This is a genomic window from Phaeobacter sp. 11ANDIMAR09, from assembly GCF_001294455.1.
Classification (GTDB): Bacteria; Pseudomonadota; Alphaproteobacteria; order Rhodobacterales; family Rhodobacteraceae; genus Pseudophaeobacter.
The window spans coordinates 113,841-133,994 of sequence record NZ_LIKT01000005.1; the positions used below are offsets into that span (position 1 = coordinate 113,841).

General features: G+C 59.8%; 21 protein-coding genes. 12 read left to right on the forward strand and 9 right to left on the reverse strand.

Annotated elements, in window-relative coordinates; genetic code table 11:
- Positions 1-156: 156 nt before the first annotated feature.
- The 4 genes from AN476_RS06065 to AN476_RS06080 all read right to left on the reverse strand — a co-directional run bounded on the left by AN476_RS06065 (position 157) and on the right by AN476_RS06080 (position 4,886).
- Positions 157-1,806: a DUF4139 domain-containing protein gene (locus AN476_RS06065; RefSeq protein ID WP_054460197.1), complete on the reverse strand. Its 1,650-nt coding sequence runs from the start codon at positions 1,804-1,806 to the stop codon at positions 157-159.
- A gap of 312 nt (positions 1,807-2,118) precedes the next feature.
- On the reverse strand, positions 2,119-2,484 hold the full coding sequence (locus tag AN476_RS06070; RefSeq protein ID WP_054460090.1) for a hypothetical protein: 366 nt from the start codon (positions 2,482-2,484) through the stop codon (positions 2,119-2,121).
- A gap of 127 nt (positions 2,485-2,611) precedes the next feature.
- Positions 2,612-3,634 (reverse strand): aspartate-semialdehyde dehydrogenase, encoded by a 1,023-nt coding sequence (locus AN476_RS06075; RefSeq protein ID WP_054460091.1) that lies wholly within the window; start codon positions 3,632-3,634, stop codon positions 2,612-2,614.
- Positions 3,635-3,713: 79 nt separating this feature from the next.
- Positions 3,714-4,886 carry an MFS transporter gene (locus tag AN476_RS06080; RefSeq protein ID WP_054460092.1) on the reverse strand — a complete coding sequence of 391 codons (1,173 nt, stop codon included), beginning with the start codon at positions 4,884-4,886 and terminating at the stop codon, positions 3,714-3,716.
- A gap of 162 nt (positions 4,887-5,048) precedes the next feature.
- On the opposite strand from AN476_RS06080, the gene AN476_RS06085 reads away from it, so the two are divergent.
- Positions 5,049-6,197 carry a DUF3095 domain-containing protein gene (locus AN476_RS06085; RefSeq protein WP_054460198.1) on the forward strand — a complete coding sequence of 383 codons (1,149 nt, stop codon included), beginning with the start codon at positions 5,049-5,051 and terminating at the stop codon, positions 6,195-6,197.
- 4 nt (positions 6,198-6,201) lie between these two features.
- On the opposite strand, the gene AN476_RS06090 is transcribed toward AN476_RS06085, so the two are convergent.
- Entirely contained in the window at positions 6,202-6,852 is a 651-nt protein-coding gene (locus AN476_RS06090) for a carbonic anhydrase (protein WP_054460093.1), read from the reverse strand.
- A 178-nt stretch (positions 6,853-7,030) separates the two neighbouring features.
- Here AN476_RS06090 and AN476_RS06095 point away from each other — a divergent pair, with 178 nt between their 5' ends.
- From AN476_RS06095 to AN476_RS06105, 3 genes are all read left to right on the forward strand, one after another.
- Positions 7,031-7,390 carry a hypothetical protein gene (locus AN476_RS06095; RefSeq protein WP_054460199.1) on the forward strand — a complete coding sequence of 120 codons (360 nt, stop codon included), beginning with the start codon at positions 7,031-7,033 and terminating at the stop codon, positions 7,388-7,390.
- Between the two features lie 272 nt (positions 7,391-7,662).
- Positions 7,663-9,069: a M17 family metallopeptidase gene (locus AN476_RS06100; protein ID WP_054460094.1), complete on the forward strand. Its 1,407-nt coding sequence runs from the start codon at positions 7,663-7,665 to the stop codon at positions 9,067-9,069.
- Positions 9,066-9,824 carry an NlpC/P60 family protein gene (locus AN476_RS06105; RefSeq protein WP_054460095.1) on the forward strand — a complete coding sequence of 253 codons (759 nt, stop codon included), beginning with the start codon at positions 9,066-9,068 and terminating at the stop codon, positions 9,822-9,824. Before AN476_RS06100 ends, AN476_RS06105 begins: the two co-directional genes overlap by 4 nt.
- 26 nt (positions 9,825-9,850) lie before the next feature.
- Here the strand turns inward: AN476_RS06105 and AN476_RS06110 are convergent, their stop codons facing one another.
- The 3 genes from AN476_RS06110 to AN476_RS06120 form a co-directional block, all read right to left on the reverse strand.
- Positions 9,851-10,198, reverse strand: coding sequence for a DUF2794 domain-containing protein (locus AN476_RS06110; protein WP_083464252.1), 348 nt, complete (start codon positions 10,196-10,198; stop codon positions 9,851-9,853).
- Positions 10,199-10,261: 63 nt separating this feature from the next.
- Positions 10,262-10,711 carry a hypothetical protein gene (locus tag AN476_RS06115; RefSeq protein WP_054460097.1) on the reverse strand — a complete coding sequence of 150 codons (450 nt, stop codon included), beginning with the start codon at positions 10,709-10,711 and terminating at the stop codon, positions 10,262-10,264.
- Entirely contained in the window at positions 10,704-11,405 is a 702-nt protein-coding gene (locus tag AN476_RS06120; protein ID WP_054460098.1) for a helix-turn-helix transcriptional regulator, read from the reverse strand. The genes AN476_RS06115 and AN476_RS06120 overlap by 8 nt, the downstream gene beginning before the upstream one ends.
- A gap of 440 nt (positions 11,406-11,845) precedes the next feature.
- Between AN476_RS06120 and AN476_RS06125 the strand changes: the two genes are divergently transcribed.
- On the forward strand, positions 11,846-12,382 hold the full coding sequence (locus AN476_RS06125) for a cytochrome c (RefSeq protein ID WP_054460099.1): 537 nt from the start codon (positions 11,846-11,848) through the stop codon (positions 12,380-12,382).
- 9 nt (positions 12,383-12,391) lie between these two features.
- On the opposite strand, the gene AN476_RS06130 is transcribed toward AN476_RS06125, so the two are convergent.
- Positions 12,392-13,021, reverse strand: coding sequence for a TetR/AcrR family transcriptional regulator (locus tag AN476_RS06130; protein WP_054460100.1), 630 nt, complete (start codon positions 13,019-13,021; stop codon positions 12,392-12,394).
- Positions 13,022-13,499: 478 nt separating this feature from the next.
- On the opposite strand from AN476_RS06130, the gene AN476_RS06135 reads away from it, so the two are divergent.
- From AN476_RS06135 to AN476_RS06165, 7 genes are all read left to right on the forward strand, one after another.
- Positions 13,500-14,429, forward strand: a complete 930-nt coding sequence (locus AN476_RS06135; protein WP_054460101.1) for an AEC family transporter — start codon at positions 13,500-13,502, stop codon at positions 14,427-14,429.
- Between the two features lie 134 nt (positions 14,430-14,563).
- Positions 14,564-15,397, forward strand: coding sequence for an S-formylglutathione hydrolase (gene fghA, locus AN476_RS06140; RefSeq protein ID WP_054460102.1), 834 nt, complete (start codon positions 14,564-14,566; stop codon positions 15,395-15,397).
- A 3-nt stretch (positions 15,398-15,400) separates the two neighbouring features.
- Positions 15,401-16,915 (forward strand): Si-specific NAD(P)(+) transhydrogenase, encoded by a 1,515-nt coding sequence (gene sthA, locus AN476_RS06145; RefSeq protein ID WP_371257307.1) that lies wholly within the window; start codon positions 15,401-15,403, stop codon positions 16,913-16,915.
- Positions 16,912-17,370 (forward strand): YaiI/YqxD family protein, encoded by a 459-nt coding sequence (locus AN476_RS06150; protein ID WP_054460104.1) that lies wholly within the window; start codon positions 16,912-16,914, stop codon positions 17,368-17,370. Before sthA ends, AN476_RS06150 begins: the two co-directional genes overlap by 4 nt.
- Before the next feature lie 235 nt (positions 17,371-17,605).
- The gene (locus AN476_RS06155; protein ID WP_054460105.1) at positions 17,606-18,568 is read left to right on the forward strand and encodes a DMT family transporter; all 963 of its coding nucleotides are present in this window, start codon (positions 17,606-17,608) and stop codon (positions 18,566-18,568) included.
- A gap of 14 nt (positions 18,569-18,582) precedes the next feature.
- Positions 18,583-19,203 (forward strand): HAD family phosphatase, encoded by a 621-nt coding sequence (locus tag AN476_RS06160; RefSeq protein ID WP_054460106.1) that lies wholly within the window; start codon positions 18,583-18,585, stop codon positions 19,201-19,203.
- Entirely contained in the window at positions 19,200-20,117 is a 918-nt protein-coding gene (locus AN476_RS06165) for an ornithine cyclodeaminase family protein (protein WP_054460107.1), read from the forward strand. Before AN476_RS06160 ends, AN476_RS06165 begins: the two co-directional genes overlap by 4 nt.
- Positions 20,118-20,154: the final 37 nt, after the last annotated feature.

A 20,154-nucleotide genomic window follows, 5' to 3' on the forward strand; every position in this document is an offset into this window, starting at 1 on the left:
AGGCCTGCCCCTGAGGACCGTCTCAGCAAATCTTCTGCCTTTGGCACCGCGCCAGCGGTGCCGAGCCCAACGGGAGCGGATGGTTCTATGATCCATCCCTGCTCCGGGCGGGAGCCCCCCCTTTATTAGGGGAGAGAACCCACGCCGCACGATGGCTCAGCGCAGCAGCTTTCCCTCGGGCCAGCTCAAGGTGGTTTCCAGACGGATCAGCTTGTCCTCTCCCGGAGCCAGATCGAACTCCCAGGCCAGAATGCCACGCTCTTTTTCGACATTTGCCTCACTGACACTGGGCTGGGCTGTCCAGGTGATCTCCAACTCTTCCTGCTCGCTATAGGGCACCCGATCCAACAGGCGCAGCGGCCAGCTTTCCTCGGTCAGGTTCTCCACGGTGATCTCGACCACTTCCTCTTGCTGATTGCTGCGCGAAATCACCCCGCGCTCACCTTCGCTTCTTTGCAAGGTGCGGCGCGTCAGCTGCAAGCCGGGGATCGCCCCAAAGCCGAGGTCGAACGCCTGCCCGGCGACAGCTCCGACAAAGTAGGTCAGCGTCACCAGCTTGCCATCAACAAACATAGGCACCTCCTCACCCGGCAGCAAGTCCTCGCCAAAGGTATTGGTGACTTTTGCCACGCGGTAAGCGGTCTCATCGCTCATTGGCACCGCAACTGCCAACACCTCCGCCTCTGTGCTCAGGGCATCCATATCGAGCTTAACAATATCCGCCCCCGAGGCCAGAGACACGGGATAGCCAAAGCGATAGGTCACCCCGGGTCCGCTGGTATCCGCCCCCCAGGTTGGCGCAGCCGCTTCCTCTATTACTACCGGCTCCATCATCGGCTCAGGCGCCGCGGCCGCCATATAATCCGCCGCCTGGCTGCGCATCTTGGGTTCCGGGCGCTGATCTGAGATCCAGCGACGCTGGGCATAGAGGTCGGATGGCGATCCCTGTTCTTCCGGCTGTAGGGTCGAAATGGTGAGGGCGACGTTCTCCCAGTTTTCTCCCGTTCCCTGCTGCAGACCAAAGCCGCGTTTCAGCGTCACCTCAGATGTCTCGCCCGTGATCAGATGCCATTCATAACTTGGCATGGAAAAAACCTCACCGCCGGACAGATAGCGCAACTCCAGCGCCCCGGGCCCGGTTTCGGCCACATCGACCTCAATCACCAGATAATGGCGATCCTCATCTTCACGGTCGATCGCCTCCAGCGCCTGCTCCGCCCGTGCCAGCTCTTCTTCCAGATCCTCGAGCTGGTCTTCGATGGCACGGGCGCGGATCTGCGCCTCCAATGCCTGTTTGCCTGCTGCATCGGCCTCGCTGGCGATCATGCGGGTGATGTCGCGCAGAGCCTCTGCCCCCGCTTCAGCCAACCCCTCGTTGCTGCCGAGCTGTTCCAAAAAGCCAATGGCGGTGCGGGCAGCCGTTGCTTCGGTACGGGCACGGCGGACGTCATCCTCGACCTTGTCAATGCGCCCTTCCACCTCGCGAATCAGCGCCTCGGCGGCCAGCACCTTGGGATCATCAGCGCTCCGGGGCGGCACCCCCTCCTCGCGATACAGTAGCGCCTTCTGCGTGGCACCGCTCAGCCCGATTTGCAACGTCTCCAGATAAGCGCTCTGCGGGATATTGCGCAGAACCAGCCGATGCAGCCCTGCTGGCAGGTCAAAATCCGCTCGGCGAGTGATTTCTGCCATATTCGGAAACACGGTGACCGCAGCCACCCGGCTGTTGACGGCAATGTCGTCAGCCCAGGCGGATGTTGCGACCGAACTGGCCAGCAGCGACAGTAGGGAAAGGGAAAAACGCATCTGCATCTCACAATCGGGTTTTGGGGCGCAGGCTATGTCTCTAGCCGGCCCCATTGGACCCACAGTCAGCCTACTCAATTGCTCTGATAGTAGAGTGTCTCTGCGCAGATTAAAGCAACAGTTGCCAGTGGCTTGTGATCTGGCGCAAATTTGCCGAAGCCCGACCTGGCCGTCGCAGACAAAACAAAAACGGCGCCGTTCTGGCACCGTTTTGTTCCGCAGGGGCCGCCGCCATCATAGGGCGCTGCCGCTGGTAATGTTGTGATCTGCGTAGGGGCTTCCAGCCGGGCAGACCCTCGGGCGAGGCTCAGATCAGTGCTGCACCCCACCCAGCTGGCGCACGGGCTTGCGTACGGGCAGCACCCGCTTGAACCGCTCCTCCAGATCCTTGGAAGGGAAGCCCAGGAAAGCGCAGTTACAGATTTGCACATGGCTGGCCGAGTCATAGATGTGCATATGGCCCTTGCTGCGCTTCATGTAAAAGCCCGCAACCTGCAAGCCGCTGCGCAGCTCCGACCAGGTCTTGGCCTTTTTAAACTGCGGTGTCAGCAGAATGCGCAGCTGGATGGCCATCTCGGTATCCATACGATCCTGATCGCTGGCGCTGGACCAGGCGGTCTGCTGCAGGGCTGCATCCCCGGTTGTCACTGTTTCGCGTTCAAAGTCCTTCGAGTACATGGCTCACGTCCCCTTTTCATATCCCTCTCCTAGAATATTGCGGTTTATGGCCAGATTTGGGCAGTCCTGCAAAAGAATGAGGGCCGCCTCTTGCGAAGCAGCCCCCTAACCCAAAGTGTAAAAAGCTTTAGCCTTTTTTGAGCACTTCCCGGCCCAGCAATTCAGCAATTTGCACGGCGTTCAGCGCCGCACCCTTGCGCAGGTTGTCGCTGACGCACCACATGTTCAGGCCGTTGTCGATGGTGGAATCCTGACGTATCCGGCTGATAAACGTGGCAAAATCGCCAACGCATTCAACCGGGGTCACATAGCCGCCGTCTTCGCGCTTATCGATCACCATCACACCTGGCGCCTCGCGCAGGATGTCGCGGGCCTCGTCCTCATCAAGGAAGTCTTCTGTTTCAATATTGATCGATTCAGAGTGCCCCACAAAGACAGGGACTCGCACGCAGGTGGCTGTCACCTTGATCGAGGTGTCGATGATCTTCTTGGTTTCGGCGACCATTTTCCACTCTTCCTTGGTGGAACCATCGTCCAGGAAGACGTCAATATGGGGAATCACATTGAAGGCGATCTGCTTGGGGTAAACTTTTGGCGGCACCTCTTTGGTGGGGTTGTAGATCGCCTTGGTCTGTTCCCACAGCTCATCGATCGCATCCTTGCCGGAGCCGGATACAGATTGATAGGTTGAGACCACAACGCGCTTTATCTTAGCCCGGTCATGCAAAGGCTTCAGCGCCACAACCATCTGCGCAGTCGAGCAGTTGGGGTTGGCGATGATGTTCTTTTTGGCATAGCCATGCACGGCCTCAGGATTCACCTCAGGCACGATCAGCGGCACATCGGGATCGTAGCGGTACAGCGACGAGTTATCGATGACCACGCAGCCAGCCTTGGCAGCTTTGGGGGCATAGACCTTGGTGGCATCAGAGCCGACAGCAAACAGTGCCATATCCCAGCCGGTGAAATCAAAGGTGTCGAGATCCTGGGTCTTCAACGTCTTCTCGCCGAACGTCACCTCGGTTCCCAGCGATTTACGGCTGGCCAGAACGGCAACCTCATCCGCAGGAAACTGGCGCTCAGCCAGGATGTTCAACATTTCGTGGCCCACATTGCCTGTGGCGCCAACGACGACGACGCGATAACCCATATCGTTTCTCCAGTATCACCCGGCCTTATGGCCGGCTGGGGTCTCTTATAGGCAAATGCCCTGCAAATAAAGGGCCTGGTCAGTCCAGCCGGTCACGGCTGAACAGATAAATCACAGATCCCACTGCCAGAGCTGCGGCAAAAAAGCCAAAAATCGCCAGATAGGGGGCTGATGGTTCCGCTCCGGCCATGTTCGCATGCAGCCTGCCGGAAACAAACTGCATGATTCCCACGCCGCCAATACCAAAGAAGTTCAGCAGCGTCACACCCCGCCCCACCAGATGTGGCGGCACAAAGGCACGCCCATGGGCGATGATCACCGGAAAGGAGCCGCCGACAAAACCAATAAAGGCCATCACCGCGATGGGCGTCCAGATCGGAGCACCGGTGACTGCAATCAGCGCCAACAGGGCCAGAACGCCCAGCGCGTTGCCACCAAAGATCACCCATTTGCGACTGCCAAAGATCCGATCCAGCGGCCCGTAGACAAAGGTTCCGGCCACCATGGCCACGCCCATCACCAGCGCTGCCAACCCCACCTCGCCGGTATCCAGACCATAGACATCGCTCAGGTAGGGGCCAATCCACAGCCCCCGCAGCGCGCCGGAGGGCGCATAACAGACAAACATCAAGGGGAAGATCGCCCAGAGCACCGGCATTTTCAGCAGCTCCAGCACCGAACCCTTTTGATTGCCCTCAGGTTTGGCCGGGTCTTGAACCGTCAGGAAAATCCCGGCCGCAACCAACCAAGAAGCCAGTGCCAGCCCCCAAAGCGTTGCGCGCCATCCCAGGTGCTCCACCGCAAAGGCAGTGGGGTAAGAGGCCACCAGATTGCCCACCGATCCCATGCCCAACATCAAGGCCGCCAGCGTGGCAAAGCGTGCCGCCGGGTATTGCCGGGCAAAGATATAGTAGGATGCCATCAGGACGGGTGAGCAGCCGATGCCGATAAAGAACATCGCCATACTGACATGAAAGGGAGACGCCGCCAGCGCAAAGATCGCTGCCCCGCCGGTTCCACCCAGGAACAAGAGCCAGGCAGAGGTCCGGCGTGGTCCAATATGATCCAGCGCCCAGCCCACAGGCAATTGCATCGCCGCAAAGGACAGAAACCACATGCCCGAGGCATTGGCCAAATCGCTGGGTGTTGCGCCGATATCCTGCCCCAGCACGGTGGTCAGAACGCCAAGGAAAGCCCGGAAAAACTGGCTCAGCACATAGGCCAGGCACAACATGATCAATCCAGCCTGCATATGCGGCGCTCCTTCTTTCGGATGGGACTTTCTTTTTGCGGGCTGATCATCACCAGTCACATCCCCGCGACGCGAGCTTGCATGTTTGACGCTGGGGTACAATTGTTTTGCGAAGCCTTTTACGGAACGCCGCGTAAGGAACTCAACAAGGATGGGGATGGGATGAAAGATCTAGACAGCTTTTATGAGGCTCTCCCCCGTCAGCCGCATTTTGCCAGTCTGACCAGTACCGCGGCCTTTACCCCTTTGCCGGATGGCTGGGTGATCTGCTGCAGCGATATCATCGATTCCACTGGGCTGATTGCGGCGGGTAAATACAAGATGGTCAATATGATCGGTGCCTCAGTGATTGCCGCCATGCAGAATGCGCTTCACGGGGCGGCCTTCCCCTTTGTCTTTGGCGGCGATGGCACCTCTTTTGCCGTCCCCCCCGAACATGGCGATACCGCCCGCATCACCCTGGCCCGGCTGCGCCACTGGGTGCTGCAAGAGTTTGATATCTCGCTGCGGGTGGCGACGTTTCCTCTCACAGAGGTGCGGGCGCAGGGGCTGGACGTGACTGTTGCCCGCCATGCGGTCTCTCCGCATGCTGATTACGCGATGTTTTCAGGTGGAGGCCTGACATGGGCCGAAGGACAGATGAAACAGGGCGCACCTATGATCTCGGATCTCGCCGAATATGAGCCCCCTGACCTGAGCGGGTTATCCTGTCGCTGGAACACTATTCCGGCACGCAACGGGGTGATTCTGTCATTGGTAATGCTGCCGACCACCAAGGCTACTCCGGCGCAGTTTTCCAAAGTCGCCTCACAGATATTGGACTGTGCAGCAGGGCTGCCCCGTGGCGGCCATCCCGTGCCCCTGGAGGGGCCGGGGATTGATACCCTGCCACAAGCGCTGGATATCGAGGCCCACCTCACCCGTGGCAAGGGATCCCTGTGGCGCAAGAAACTCTATCTGCTCGCCGCTGCTCCTCTGGCCAGCTGGCTGTTTCGTCGGGGCAAGCCCCTGGGTCAGTTCGACCCCAGCCACTATATGGCGGTGATGAGCGCAAATGCAGACTATCAGAAATTTGATGATGGGCTGAAAATGACCCTGGACTGTGACCCCAAGGCGCGAGAGCAGATCGGCACAATCTTGCAAAATGCAGAGGCGGAAGGCCTCATTCACTTTGGGCTTCATGATCAGGCCGAGGCCCGACTCACCTGCATCGTGCCCTCCGCCAGCCGCGATGATCACGTGCATTTTGTGGATGGCGCCGCAGGTGGGTACACCCGCGCCGCCAGCAATATGAAAAAGTCTATGGATTAATACCTCAGACTTTCTGGAATCGCATAGCATCAGGGTCGTAGCATTCCAGCCCGCCTTCACCGATGTCAGTCCACAACCCATGCAGGCTGAGAGTGCCTTCTTTCACCGAGTTCTCGATGAATGGGAAAGTCATCAGGTTCTCCAAAGAGGCAACAACCGCCTGGCGCTCGAACTGACGCGCCTGGTCTTCGGGATCCTCGATATCCGCGACCCCTTCGAATTTGGGTTTCAAGATATCCATCCAACGCCCAACAAAGCTGGTCTTCTCTTCCAGCGCCGGGGCATTGCCCTTGCACATGTCGATGCAGCCCTGCACGCCGCCACATTGCGAATGGCCCAGAACGATCAGATGAGACACCTTTAGCGCCGTCACCGCATATTCAATGGCCGCAGAAGTACCATGATGGTCGCCATCCGGCGCATAGGGGGGCACCAGATTGGCGATATTGCGGTGAATAAAGAACTCACCCTGATCCGCCCCAAAGATCGAGGTCACATGCACCCGGCTGTCACAACAGGAAATCACCATGGCGCGCGGACGCTGGCCTTCGGTGGCAAGGCGGCGGTACCAGCCCTGGTTTTCCGCATAGGACGTGGCCTTCCAGCCATGGTAGCGGGTGACCAGATAGGTCGGTAGAGGTTTGGCGAATTCCATATGTAGCATCCCCTTTTTGTGAGCGTTGGCGGTGCTGATAGCCTGAATTGATAGCAAATTCGAGAGATTTGCACAGTCTTGCGGAAACCTTTTGACAACCACTCACAGGCAAATTGGCCTCGTGCCGTGGGGGTACATTAAATTTAGGGTGAATGTGGTGGCTAATATACTCACTGTCATGCAAGCAGAAAACGTACGTCTTGATCCAGATAAATTGGGAGAGTTGTACGCGCAATTGGGCGAAGCCGGAGCCGAGGATGTCGTCTGTCGCGCCATCGAAGAACTGGCTGTGCGTCTGACACATTGCGAACGACTATGGCGACAGAACAACATGGTTGATCTGCGCAAGAACGCGCGATCCTTGATCGCGATTTCAGAACAGATCGGGATGAACGCGATGGCGTCAATTGCCCGCGACGTAACCGTTTCCATTGATAGCGAGGATGCGCCGGCCGTGGCCGCGATCCTATTCCGCCTGCTTCGGGTCGGAGAGCGCTCCCTGACAGCCGTCTGGGATCAACAAGACGTCACTGTTTGAACGCATAGATCAAACGAAAAGACCAAAGACACGACCAAACGCACTTTCTGAACGGCAAGACTGAACAGAAAGACTGATTGCACAGATCTGTAGTGTAAAATGCCTACATGCCCGGCCGCCCTTGAGACTTAAATGGTCTCCGGCGGCCTTGGCCTGTTTGTGCACCCCATTTGAAAATCGGCGTTCCCAAAGACCTGAGGTTGCAAGCAGGGCTTGCAGGCCGCTGGCGGAGGGCTAGTCTAGCGGCAGCCGCGCCCAAATGGAGTATCCTCATGGCCCCCTGCTTTGCCCCTACCTCTGACACAGCTGTTTCCCTTTATCTGATTGAGCAGGATCAGCTGCAAAGCTGGCTGACCGATCAGCCCGCTTTCGTACAGGACTGGGTCGCCGCCAATGGGTTTACTGCAGGAGGTGGTCAGGCGCTGTTGGTTCCTGAGCAGGATGGCGCCGCATCTTTTGCGCTGGCGGGCTATGGCTTGGCCGCGCAACGACTGCGCAAACGCTTCACCCTCGCAGCGGCTGCAGAAAAGCTGCCCAAAGGCAGCTATCAGCTGCAGACCGAGGCTCCGCATGTTGCCCAGCTGGATCCTGAGTGCTTGGCGAGCGAATGCCTCGGCTGGCTGCTCAGCCAATACCGTTTCACCCGCTACAAAAGCGCCACAGCAATGGCGGCAAGCCTGATCGCCCCTGTAGCTGTCGATGCAGCGGCAATCGAATCGCTGGCCGCTGCCGAATGGCTGACGCGGGATCTGATCAACACCCCCGCCGCCGACATGGGGCCCGCGCAGCTGGAAGAGGCGATTGAGGCCCTAGCGGATGAATTTGAGGCCTCGGTCGGGGTGATCAGTGGCGCAGATCTGCTGGAGGCCAATATGCCGCTGATCCACGCGGTTGGACGTGCAGCAGAACAGTCCCCCCGGCTGATTGACATGCACTGGGGCAATTCTGGGCCAAAACTGACCCTGGTGGGCAAGGGCGTCTGCTTTGACACTGGCGGGCTCAACCTGAAACCTGGCGCCAGCATGGGGCTAATGAAAAAAGACATGGGCGGTGCCGCCAATGTGCTGGGTCTGGCGCGGATGATCATGGCCGCGCGCCTGCCCGTGCAGCTGCGGGTTCTTATCCCGGCGGTCGAAAACGCCGTTGCAGGTAATGCCTTTCGCCCCGGAGACGTGCTGACCTCACGCAAGGGATTGACGGTTGAGATCAACAATACCGATGCCGAGGGCCGCCTGGTGCTGGCAGATGCCCTGACCCTGGCGGATGAGGGCGCCCCCGACCTGGTGATCTCGATGGCGACCCTGACGGGGGCCGCGCGGGTGGCAGTTGGCCCGGATCTGGCCCCGTTTTATACCGATCACGATGCGGATGCTACGGCGCTCACTGCCAGCGCTGGTCCGCAGGCAGACCCTGTCTGGCGGATGCCGTTCCACGCCCCCTACGAGAGTATGATCGAGCCCGCCATTGCCGATCTCGACAATGCGCCTGCAGGTGGCTTTGCCGGCTCCATCACGGCGGCGCTGTTCCTGCGCCGCTTTGTGGGCGACAGCCGCTATATGCATTTTGACATCTACGGCTGGAACCCCAGCGCCGCCCCTGCCCGCCCCAAGGGCGGTGCCCTGCAGGGCGCCCGTGCGCTCTTTGCTGCGCTGCCAGCAATGTTGGAGCTCAAATCGTGAGCGAGCCTCTTTCCCCCGCGCAGGCCCGCATCGCCCTGCCGGTTGTCGATCTGCTGCGCGCGCCGGATGGGCCGCGTGATCGGCAGCTTTTATGTGGTGAGACGGTAGAGGTTTTGAACCAGACCCAGGACTGGCATCATGTTCGCGCCGCCAAGGATGGGTATCAGGGCTACTTGCCCAGCGCTGCTATGGCCTCCGCGCAGATCAATAGCCACTGGATCAGCGCCCCCTCCAGCCATAGCTATTGCGCAGCCGATTTCAAATCCCGCGAATGCGTCGCGCTGAGCCATGGCAGCCGGGTTCTGGTCTCAGGGTATGAGGATCGGTTTGCAAAAACCGATCAGGGGTACATCCCCAAGGTACATCTCACGCCCCTGGGGCAGCACATGAGCGATCCGGTGGCGGTAGCGCTGCTGTTACTGGGCACCCCCTACCTATGGGGCGGCAACAGCCGCTTTGGCATCGATTGCTCAGGGCTGGTCCAGACTGCCTGTCTTGCCTGTGGCATTGCCTGCCCGGGAGACAGTGGCCCGCAGGAGCGTGAGCTCGGGGAGCTGCTGCCCGAGGGCAGTCCCTATCAGCGCAATGATCTGTTGTTCTGGAAAGGCCATGTGGCACTGGTGCATGATCCGGACACCCTGCTGCATGCCAATGTGCATGCCATGGCCGTGGCACTGGAACCACTAGATGCCGCCATTTCCCGCATTGCGGAACAAGGCGATGGACCAGTGACAGCGCACCGCCGGCTGGCCTAGGTCAGCGGCGCCGCGGTCAAGGACCGCTATTTCACCGCCCGGATCAGCTTGCGCTCCAGCACCCGCAACACCGCTTTGAGATCGCTGCCGCGTTTCAGGATCTGGCCGTCCATGCCCACCACCGCATAGAGCCCCTGGCGATTGCGCAGTTTGGGGTGTTTTTCGATCCGATACAGCGGGTGTTCAGCGGTGCGGCGAAACACCGAGAACACCGCGAGGTCACGCAGGCAGGAAATCCCGTAGTCCCGCCATTCTCCGGCGGCGACCATACGGCCATAGAGCGACATGATTACCGACATTTCACGCCGGTCAAAAGCCACTTGCTGTGGGATAGGTGCGCTGGGAGCGGAGGGCGCGGGCGGAATAGCATCCATTGTCATGCTGCAAGACTCGCTGCAACGGCGGCAAGAATCAAGCCATTTCAGGCGCACCAGAGTTCAACGATGCGCCTGAGGCACCCAGTCGGCGGCCTCCTGGTTCCAGAACCGGTTCGGGTTGTCCTCGTCCTGACCACGCCGATGCAGGCTGCGCGCCGCCGCAATCAGCTGGATCACTGGCTCTTCATAGGGGTGAGCATGATAGATGGTCCGCAACAGCGGCTCCAAGTCCTGCCCCTGCTTGGGCACAAAGATCTGCAGCTCGACACAGGTCACCTCGACAGCCTGATCCGTCGCCAGATTGCGTCCGCCAGGAAGCGAGCGAAACTGCTGAACCCCGGGACGGGTGATATAGGCCACCTGATCATAATCGCCCCAGCGCAAAGTCTCCCGAGACAGGATCGCCTGCAACAGGCCCGCAGCGGCCTGCTGGGGCACCTGGATCAGCAACCTGGTGCCCGCTTCGATGGTAAACCGGTCGGAGCGGAGAGTGGTCAGGCTATCAGGCATTGATCAAGGCCTCACACCGCAGTCCCAGAATTTGCTCCAGCGCCCGCTGCCCCAGCCCAGTGATCTCCAGCCCGCGCTTGTGCCTGCTGCGCGTCACCCAACCTTGGTCAAAGAAATAGGTCAGGATCTGTTTGCCCAGCGGCCCGGAGACATGCAGGCGCCGCTCGGTCCAGTCCATGCAGGGGCGAGCAAAAGGCTGACGCGCATCGCCGGTCAGGTTTTTTTGCGGCACCTGCACCCCCAGCCGGTGCCAGACCTCATGGCCGCAGATGCGAAAACCGCCGTTTTCCTCGACCAGCATACCACGCGCCAGAAACTCTCCGGTCATGGCCACGGCCACTGGACCGGCCAGATGGTCGTAGCAGCTGCGCAATTGGGCGATATCCCCCGCCTTGCGTCGCTGGGCCAGATGCAGATGCGAACTGGGGGCAATGGCCGCCAGTTGCTCCAACACCTGCGCCACTTCGCCATTGGCGAGGCGATGAAAAACACAGCGCCCGCGTTTCTCAGCGAGCACCAGTCCGGCATTTTGCAACATCCGTAGATGCGCGCTGGCGGTCTGCGCCGTGATCCCTGCAGCCGAGGCCAGCTCCTTGTTGGTAAAGGAGCGCCCCTCCATCAGCTCACAAAGCATTCGGGTGCGGCTGGCATCGCTCAGGGCCTGGCCAATGATATCAAAACGTGGTGTTGTCATGCCCCAAGGCTAATCCCCTGCCGCGGGCTTGCCCATAAAAATCCCTTCGCTGCGGAACGAACTAACAGGCCCTGACCTGCCGGATCAGCGAAAGCGACCCAAACCACGCCAGCCCAGCGCAGTTTAACGCAGAAATAACCTGAGTGTTGGACACTGCCCTCGCACGGGACTGCAGGCCGCTTAAACCGACCTGCGCCCTACACAAGATGAGTTCGGCCCCAGGCCGTAGAAATCAAAAGATAGGAGGCGGCAATGGGCCATGCAAAAACCGCTCTACCTGTCAGGGCCGAAGATCCGGGTTCAACAGGAGCACAGCCGCATTGGCAGAAGGGGCATCGCAAAATGTTCCCAGATCCGTTCCGCTTCACGATGCCATACACCCCGCCGCTATGGCCGGCCCGCGCCAAGGCTACAGCCCTCTTGGGAGAGGAGATACCGTTTTGTTTGGGATAGGATCCATTTTACAGCTGATCGAGCGCACAGTGTTCAAACATAGTTGGCGGATAGTCCTGTCCCGCCAAGGTGCTGTCTGCATATTCTGTCTCAGCTTCGGCGTCCTGGGCGCGGAATTGACGGCGGGCAGCGCTGTCATTACCGATAAACATATCCAAGCCCGCCTGACCTTGATGCGCGCCCAGAAAGACGCGCTTCTTACCTTAAGTGATATGGTGGCCGGACGCCGGGTCTTTGAGCCAAAGACCGCGCGGGCGGCGCGCCGGGTATTGATGGAAAACACCCGCAGGATCCCCAAGGTCTTTGCCAGACAGCGCATGGAGGTGAACTCCCACGCGCGGCCCGAGATCTGGACCCGCTGGCAGGATTTCGAATTCCGGGCCTCAAAGGCGCGCCAGGCTGCCAAACAGATCAGTGCCCGCTCGATGAAAGGGCTGCGCCGCAGCCTGCCCCCCCTGGTCGAGACCTGCCACAGTTGCCACCAGAGCTACCGGACAACGCCCAATCGGGCGATTACGCATTAACCTGGATCTCTATTTGGGTGGCGCAGCTTCATACCGCGCCAGGAATGTCTCAACCGCGCCCTCAACAATCCGGCTGCGCTCTTCTTCAGAAAAACTGGCGTCAATGTTGAACAGAAACCGCGGCACCAGATCGGCGCGGCAGAGTTCGGCGAACTGATCCGCTGCAAGGTCAAAATCCGCGATCTGCAATTCTCCCTTGGCATCCGCGCTGCGCAGATAGTCGCGAATCTTGCCGCGAATCAACATTGGGCCGCTTTCATAGAATTGCCGTCCCAAATCAGGGAACCTATCAGCTTCGGCCACGCAGATGCGAAACATCCGCATACCAAAATCAGACAGGCTGGCTGACAGGATATGGCCCGCCGCCGCGCTCAGGATCTGACGCGGGGAGCTGGAACAGGTCGCCAGCTCCATCGGCGCATCTGCCTGGCGGGCGCATTCGCTGCGCGCGACCTCCATGAACAACAGACGTTTATCCGGGAAATAGCTGTAAAGCGTCGCCTTGGAGACCCCGGCCGCACGTGCAATGTCGTCGACGCTGGCGCCTTCGAACCCATCTGCCAAAAACACCTCACGCGCGCCTTGCAGGACCTGATCGAACTTGCGACCGGTGCGCAGAATGCTGGCGTGTTCGTTCATGGCTGACCTCACGGCTTTGGCGGGCTGGAACGGTCAGTCTAGCCGAGAGCGCGCAGAGGCAACAGCTTTCTCTTTGCCTTCTCTGCTGCACCTGGCGGAGGCCACAACAGAAAGGGAGCACTCCCGCCCACCCTTGCGGCCTTCGAACGAAGGCCAGGGCCGTTGGGGGTGGCGCCGCGCTGACACGCGGCGCGGCAACGCCTCTTGAGAAGTTGCCCGTAGAACAGGCAGGTCTGTCATACGAGACAGGTTTATACACTGCCAACATAGTCCCCCTTTGCCGGTCCCAAGTGAGGCGAGCCAGAGCAATAGAGCCCGCGCCGCGCGTCAGCGCGGCGCTGCCCCCAACGGGAGGCGGGCATCTGTGATGCCAAACGACGGGCGGGAGCCCCCCTTTTTTGACCACCACGACCCACTTTGCCACCACCTCTAATCTTTCCATCTTGCCTTTTCACCCGCAGCCGCTACCACTTTGGCGATGGCTGATATTTTCTTTAGAACGCTGCCCTTTTTTGCAATCATCGGCCTGGGATACTGGGCTGGTCGAAGCCGCTTTTTCAGCGAAGAAGCCACCGCCTATCTGACCAAATTCGTCTTCTTCTTCCCCCTCTCGGCGATGATCTTCCGCTTTGCAGCCAATCTGTCCTTTGCGGAGATCTTTGATCCTGACCTGGTCCTCGCCTATCTGTGCGGGACGATGGCTGTTTATCTCTTGGTCACGCTGGTGGCGCTGCTGCGCCGCCTGGACATGCCCACAGCCGCCGTCGAGGCGCAATGCGCTGCCATCGGCAATGTCGGCTTCCTTGGCCTGCCGATGATGGCCATGCTCTTTGGCGAGGCCTCCATCGCGCCAATGATGGTGGTTCTAAGTGTTGATCTGGTGGTTTTTTCCTCGCTGATCGTGATCCTGATCAACCTCGGCCGCGGCACCGGTTCGGGCCTGGGCACGCTGCGGCTGGTGTTTTTGGGCCTGTTGCGCAACCCGATGATCCTGGCCATCTGTGCAGGCCTTGCCTGGTCCGCCGCCGAAGTGCCGATCCCGGTGCCGATGAATGATTTCCTGTCGATCCTGGGCGGCGCCGCCACCCCTGGCGCGCTTTTTGCCATTGGCGCCTCGCTGGCGTCCAAATCGGCTGAGCGCATGCAGATCGCCGTCTGGCTCAGCTTTGCCAAGCTGGTACTACATCCGCTTTGCGTTGCCTTCTGCGTTCTCTATCTGCTGCCTGTCACCAGCTTTTCGGCCATGGTCGCCATTGCCGCCGCATCACTGCCGGTGGCCGGCAATGTCTATATGCTGGCACAGCATTACGGCGTGGCACCGCACCGGGCCTCGGCGGCCATTTTGATCTCCACCATAGTCTCCATTTTGACTGTTCCGATGGTGATCGCCTGGGTTTCCGCGCTCTGAGCTTGCCGTGGGTCAAGCTCTTCAGACTATTGTAACACGATTGCCGCAAAAACAGGGAGAGCTGCCGCAGCCACCACTGGACCTGCGCGCCGCCGACAGGTAGCGATAAGGCAACCATTTATAGGAGCCTCACCATGGAAACCGTATCGGAAAACAAAGCCTTTGGCGGACTGCAGGGTGTCTATCGTCATAAGAGCACCGCAACCAACTGCGATATGACCTTTGGTCTCTTCCTGCCCGAGGAGGCCAAAGACGGCCCAGTTCCGATTCTGTGGTATCTCTCGGGCCTGACCTGCACCCATGAAAACGCCATGACCAAGGCCGGAGCCCAGGCATGGTGTGCCGAGCAGGGCATCGCCATCGTCTTTCCAGACACCAGCCCGCGCGGCGAAGGGGTTGCGGACGATGAGGCCTACGACCTAGGCCAGGGCGCCGGGTTCTACGTCAATGCCACCCAGGAGCCCTGGGCCGCGCACTATCAAATGTGGGACTATATCGCCGAAGAACTGCCCGCCCTGCTGGCCGAAAACTTCGCCATTGATCTCGACCGTCAGGCTATCACCGGCCATTCCATGGGGGGCCATGGCGCGCTGACCCTGGCAATGAACCTGCCCGGTCGGTTCAAATCGGTCTCTGCCTTTGCGCCGATCTGCAATCCTACCGGTGCCGACTGGGGCCGCAAGCAGCTCTCTGCCTATCTGGGCGAGGATGAAGCTGCCTGGGTCAAGCATGATGCCTCGTTGATGATGCGCGAAACCGGATTTGATGGTCCAGTTCTGATTGATACCGGCACGACAGATCAGTTCATTGACCTGCTGCGCCCCGAAGCCCTTGCCGCCGCCGTTGCCGAAAAGCGCCAAGAGGCAATTTTGCGCCTGCAACCAGGCTATGACCATAGCTATTTCTTTGTTTCCAGCTTCATGGAAGATCACGTCACCTTCCACGCCGAAGCCCTGTACCGGGATTAAACCATGACCACATCCGCAACCCCCTCCATGACTGATTTCGACTACGACTATGATCTGGTGATCATCGGCTCCGGTCCTTCGGGGCGGACCGCTGCGATCCAGGCCGGTAAGCTGAAACGCCGGGTGCTGGTCATTGACCGGGCCGATCGGCTGGGTGGGGTTTCGGTGCATACCGGAACCGTTCCGTCCAAAACCCTGCGGGAAACGGTGCTCAACCTCTCTGGTTGGCGCGAACGCAGCTTTTATGGCCGCTCCTACCGGGTGAAGGATCAGATCGCCGCCGAGGACCTGAAGGCTCGCCTGCATATGACCTTGGATCATGAGGTCGACGTGCTGGAGCACCAATTCAACCGCAACCACGTGGAATGGCTGGCAGGCCTCGCCAAATTCATTGGCCCCAATGAGGTTGAGGTCGCCACAGAGGCCGGAGACACCACCCGGATCACCGGCGAAAAGTTCCTCATCGCCACCGGCACTCGCACCTACCGACCAGATGATGTGCCCTTCAACGGAAAAACCGTTGTCGACGGGGATGAGTTCCTGGAGATGTCCTCGATCCCCCGCTCCCTGATTGTGGTTGGCGCCGGTGTTATCGGTGTGGAGTATGCCACCATGTTCTCGACCCTGGATGTGCGGGTCACCCTGATTGAACCCCGCGATACCTTCTTGGATTTTATCGACAGCACCCTTATTCAGGACTTCACCCATCAGATCCGCGAAAACGGCGTTGATCTTCGTCTTGGCTCTGCGATTGAGAGCATCGAAGACGAAGGCGACCATATTGAGGTCACGCTGGACAATGGTCGTCACGTGCGCAGCGAGATGCTGCTCTTTGCCGCCGGACGCATGGGCAATACCGATGGGCTGAACCTCAAATCCGTTGGGCTAGAAACCGATCATCGCGGGCGTCTCAGCGTTGAGCGCAAGACCTATCAGACCGCAGTGCCGCATATCTATGCTACTGGCGATGTCATCGGCCACCCCTCGCTGGCCTCCACCTCGTTGCAGCAGGGCCGGGTTGCCGCCTGTCACGCGCTGGAAACGCCCACCCTGCCGGAAAGCCCCTGGTATCCCTATGGCATCTATTCGGTGCCCGAGATGTCCACCTGCGGCATGTCCGAGGAAGAGCTGCAAGAGCGCGGTATCCACTACGAAATCGGTGTCGCCCGCTTCCGCGAGACCTCACGCGGGCATATCATGGGGCTGGAACACGGCATGCTGAAAATGCTGATCAGCCTCAAAACCCGCCGCCTGTTGGGGGTGCAGATCGTCGGTGAAGGCGCCACAGAGCTGATCCATATTGGCCAGGCGGTGATGAACCTGCAGGGCACGGTGGACTACTTTGTCCAGAACACCTTCAACTACCCGACCCTAGCCGAAGCCTACAAAATCGCAGGTCTCGACGCCTTTAACCGAATGCCCATCCCGGAAGAGTTCAAGGTGAAGAAACCTACAAAACCAGCGGCAAAACCCAAGGCAAAAACTGCCCCGAGTACCGATAAAAAGGCGGCTAAGTGAGCGCGCTCTACATCGATGCGGATGCCTGCCCGGTCAAAGAAGAGGCCGAGCGGGTGGCCACCCGCCACAAACTAAAAATGTATGTGGTCTCTAATGGCGGTTTGCGCCCCTCGCGCAATCCGCTGGTGGAAAACGTGATCGTCGATCAGGGGGCCGATGTAGCCGACATGTGGATCGCAGACCGCTGTGGCCCTGGGGACGTAGTGGTCACCGGAGACATCCCGCTGGCCGCAAAATGTATCGAGGCCGGTGCCCAGGTGCTGCGCCACAATGGCGAGCGCTTTACCCAGGCCAATATCGGCCAGCAACTGGCGATGCGCGATCTGATGGCCGACCTTCGCGCCGCCAACCCGCTCGGCGCGGGCGGTTCTGGAAAAGGGTTTACCAAGGCCGACCGTTCCCGGTTTCTGGACGCATTGGAACGGGAAATCCGAGCGGCTAAATCCGCCGGATAACCGCGCCGGGCTTCGCGTCCGCCTCCTCCAGGCCTTCACTGCGGCGAGATCAGTGGGCGTTAACTTAATGGGGCTGTCGGGCGGGCAGTATTCTCCCGCACATCACCTCTGCAGAGGATCACTCCCTAGGTCTTTGGCCAGCCCGTGCCATCTTTTCCCTCCGATTTTGGCGCGCCCCATTGCTACGGATGTATTTTTACGCAATGCATCATCCTATAGGGCAACGGAGGCTGAAATGAACGACACAGTAAAAGTCAGCCTTCTGGGGCTCATGGCCGCTGCCGGGTCGGCCATCTGTTTCTCGATCATTGATGTCTTGGTCAAATTCCTGTCCGGAGACTACCCGCTCTACCAAGTGGTGTTGCTGCGCTCCTTAGTGGCGATGCCGATCCTTTTGCTGATCATGGTACCGCTGGAGGGCGGTTTCCACGTCTTGCGCACGCGTCAACCAAAACTGCACCTGATCCGCTGCGGCGCGGTGCTCTTTGCCAATATCTGTTTTTACACGGGTCTGGCGACCATGCCCATGGCCGATGCGGTGGCGATTGCCTTTGCTACCCCTTTAATCGTCACTCTGCTCTCCGTGGTGCTGCTGGGGGAGCGTCCCGGCATCTGGCGCTGGAGCGCGGTGGCCGTAGGGTTTCTCGGCGTGTTGATCATCATGCGTCCTGGCCCCGGCACCTTTCAGGCGGCGGCGCTGCTGCCGTTTTTTGGCGCCTGTGGCTATGCCACGCTGCATGTGCTCACACGCCGCGCCGGTGGTGCCGACAGCCCCGCAGCGCTGACCTTCTATCCCTCTTTGGCCTTTATGATCGTCAGCGCCGTTGTCGGGCTCAGCACCGGGGATGGTCGCTTTGCCAGTGGCGACAGCGCCGCGTTAGATTTCATCCTGCGGGCCTGGATCTGGCCTGCATCTGGCGATTGGTGGGCCTTTGTCGCACTGGGGCTTACCGCCTCTATTGGTGGCTACCTGATCAGCTTTGCCTATCGCCAATGCGAAGCCGGGCTGGTGGCGCCTTTTGAATACATCGCCATGCCCATGGCCGTGCTCTGGGGTATTTTGGTGTTTCAGGAATGGCCCGATCTGGCGGTTTGGCTCGGAAGTGGCTTGATCATTGGCGCTGGTCTTGTTTCCCTCTGGCGCGAAACCCGCAACAACCGCCCCACCAGCCGCCCCCGTCCGCGGTCCACAGGATAGAAAGAGCCAGGACAATGACCATCGAAGCCGTCGTTTTTGATATTGGCAATGTGCTGATTGAATGGGACCCCGAGCGGTTCTATGACGCCCGACTCGGGGTTGCCGCCCGCCAACGCCTGTTTGCCGAGGTGCCCCTGCACGACATGAACCTAGGATTGGATCGTGGCGATCCCTTCCGCTCTGCGGTCTATGACCTGGCAGCGCAACACCCCGAATGGGCCGAAGAAATCCGCCATTGGCACGACAGCTGGCTGGAGTTTGCCCATAGGGATATTCCCCAGTCCGTCCGCCTGCTGCGCGCCCTGCGCCAGAAGGGTGTGCCAGTGCTGGCCCTCAGCAATTTTGGCATCGGAACCTTTGAACTGGCGGTTGAGGCCTATCCCTTCCTGAGCGAATTTGACCAGGCCTATATCTCAGGGCATCTGGGCTGCATCAAACCTGAGCCCGAAATCTACGCGCGTCTGGAACAGGGCGCGGGTCTGCCAGTGGACCGCCTTCTCTTTGTTGATGACCGCCCGGAAAACATCGACGCCGCCACGGCGCGCGGTTGGCAGGGGCATCTTTTCACCACCCCCGAGGACTGGGCCGCGCGCCTGATCGAGGCCGGACTACTCTCAGAACAGGACGCCCAATGAGCATTCCTATGATCACCTTTGACGCCGGCGAAGCCCTGCTGGACTGGATCGACTTCACCCAAGCCCTGGTCCGCGGCCATGACCTTCCCAAAGCAGAGATCGGCGATACTTTCCTGTACCGCGACCCGGATACGCTGCTCAGCCGCTCGGCCTGGATAGATGGCATGGGGCTGGCGGTCAAAACCGCCAATATCTTCCCGCGCAACCCCGATGCAGGCAAGCCGATGATCAATGGCTCGGTTTGTCTGTATTCGGATCTGGATGGCACGCTGGAAGCCCTGGTGGATTTCCACCTGGTGACTAAATGGAAGACCGCCGGCGACAGTCTTCTGGGCGCGCTGCGTCTCGCCAATCCGGACAGCCGCGAGATCTTGATCGTGGGGGCAGGCACCGTTGCCGGATCACTGGTTGAGGCCTTTGGCACCGCCTACCCGCAGGCGCAGATTCGTATCTGCAATCGCACCCAATCCAAGGCCGAAGACCTGGTGGCGCGCTATCCGGGAACCGCTGTGGCCGCCGATCTGGAAGCAGCGGTCAAAGCAGCGGATATCGTCGTCACTTCGACCATGTCCTCAACCCCGGTGATCAAGGGCGACTGGCTGCGTCCCGGCCAGCATCTGAACATGATCGGCGCCTATCGCCCAGACATGCGAGAGACCGACGACACGGCCCTCACCCGCGCGCAGATCTTTTGCAACAGCTTTGACACCACGCTGGACCATATCGGCGAGTTCAAAATTCCGCTGGCCGAGGGCGTGATCCAGCGCAGCGATGTGCTGGCGGATTTCTACAGCATCGACCAGTTCCCGGCCTTTGACCCTGAGGCGATCACCCTGTTCAAAAACGGTGGCGGAGCGCATCTGGATCTGATGACCAGCCACCATATCCTGGAAAAATGGAAAGCCGCGCAATAACCTGACGGCATCGCGCGGCTGTGCCGTTCTTGGTCGG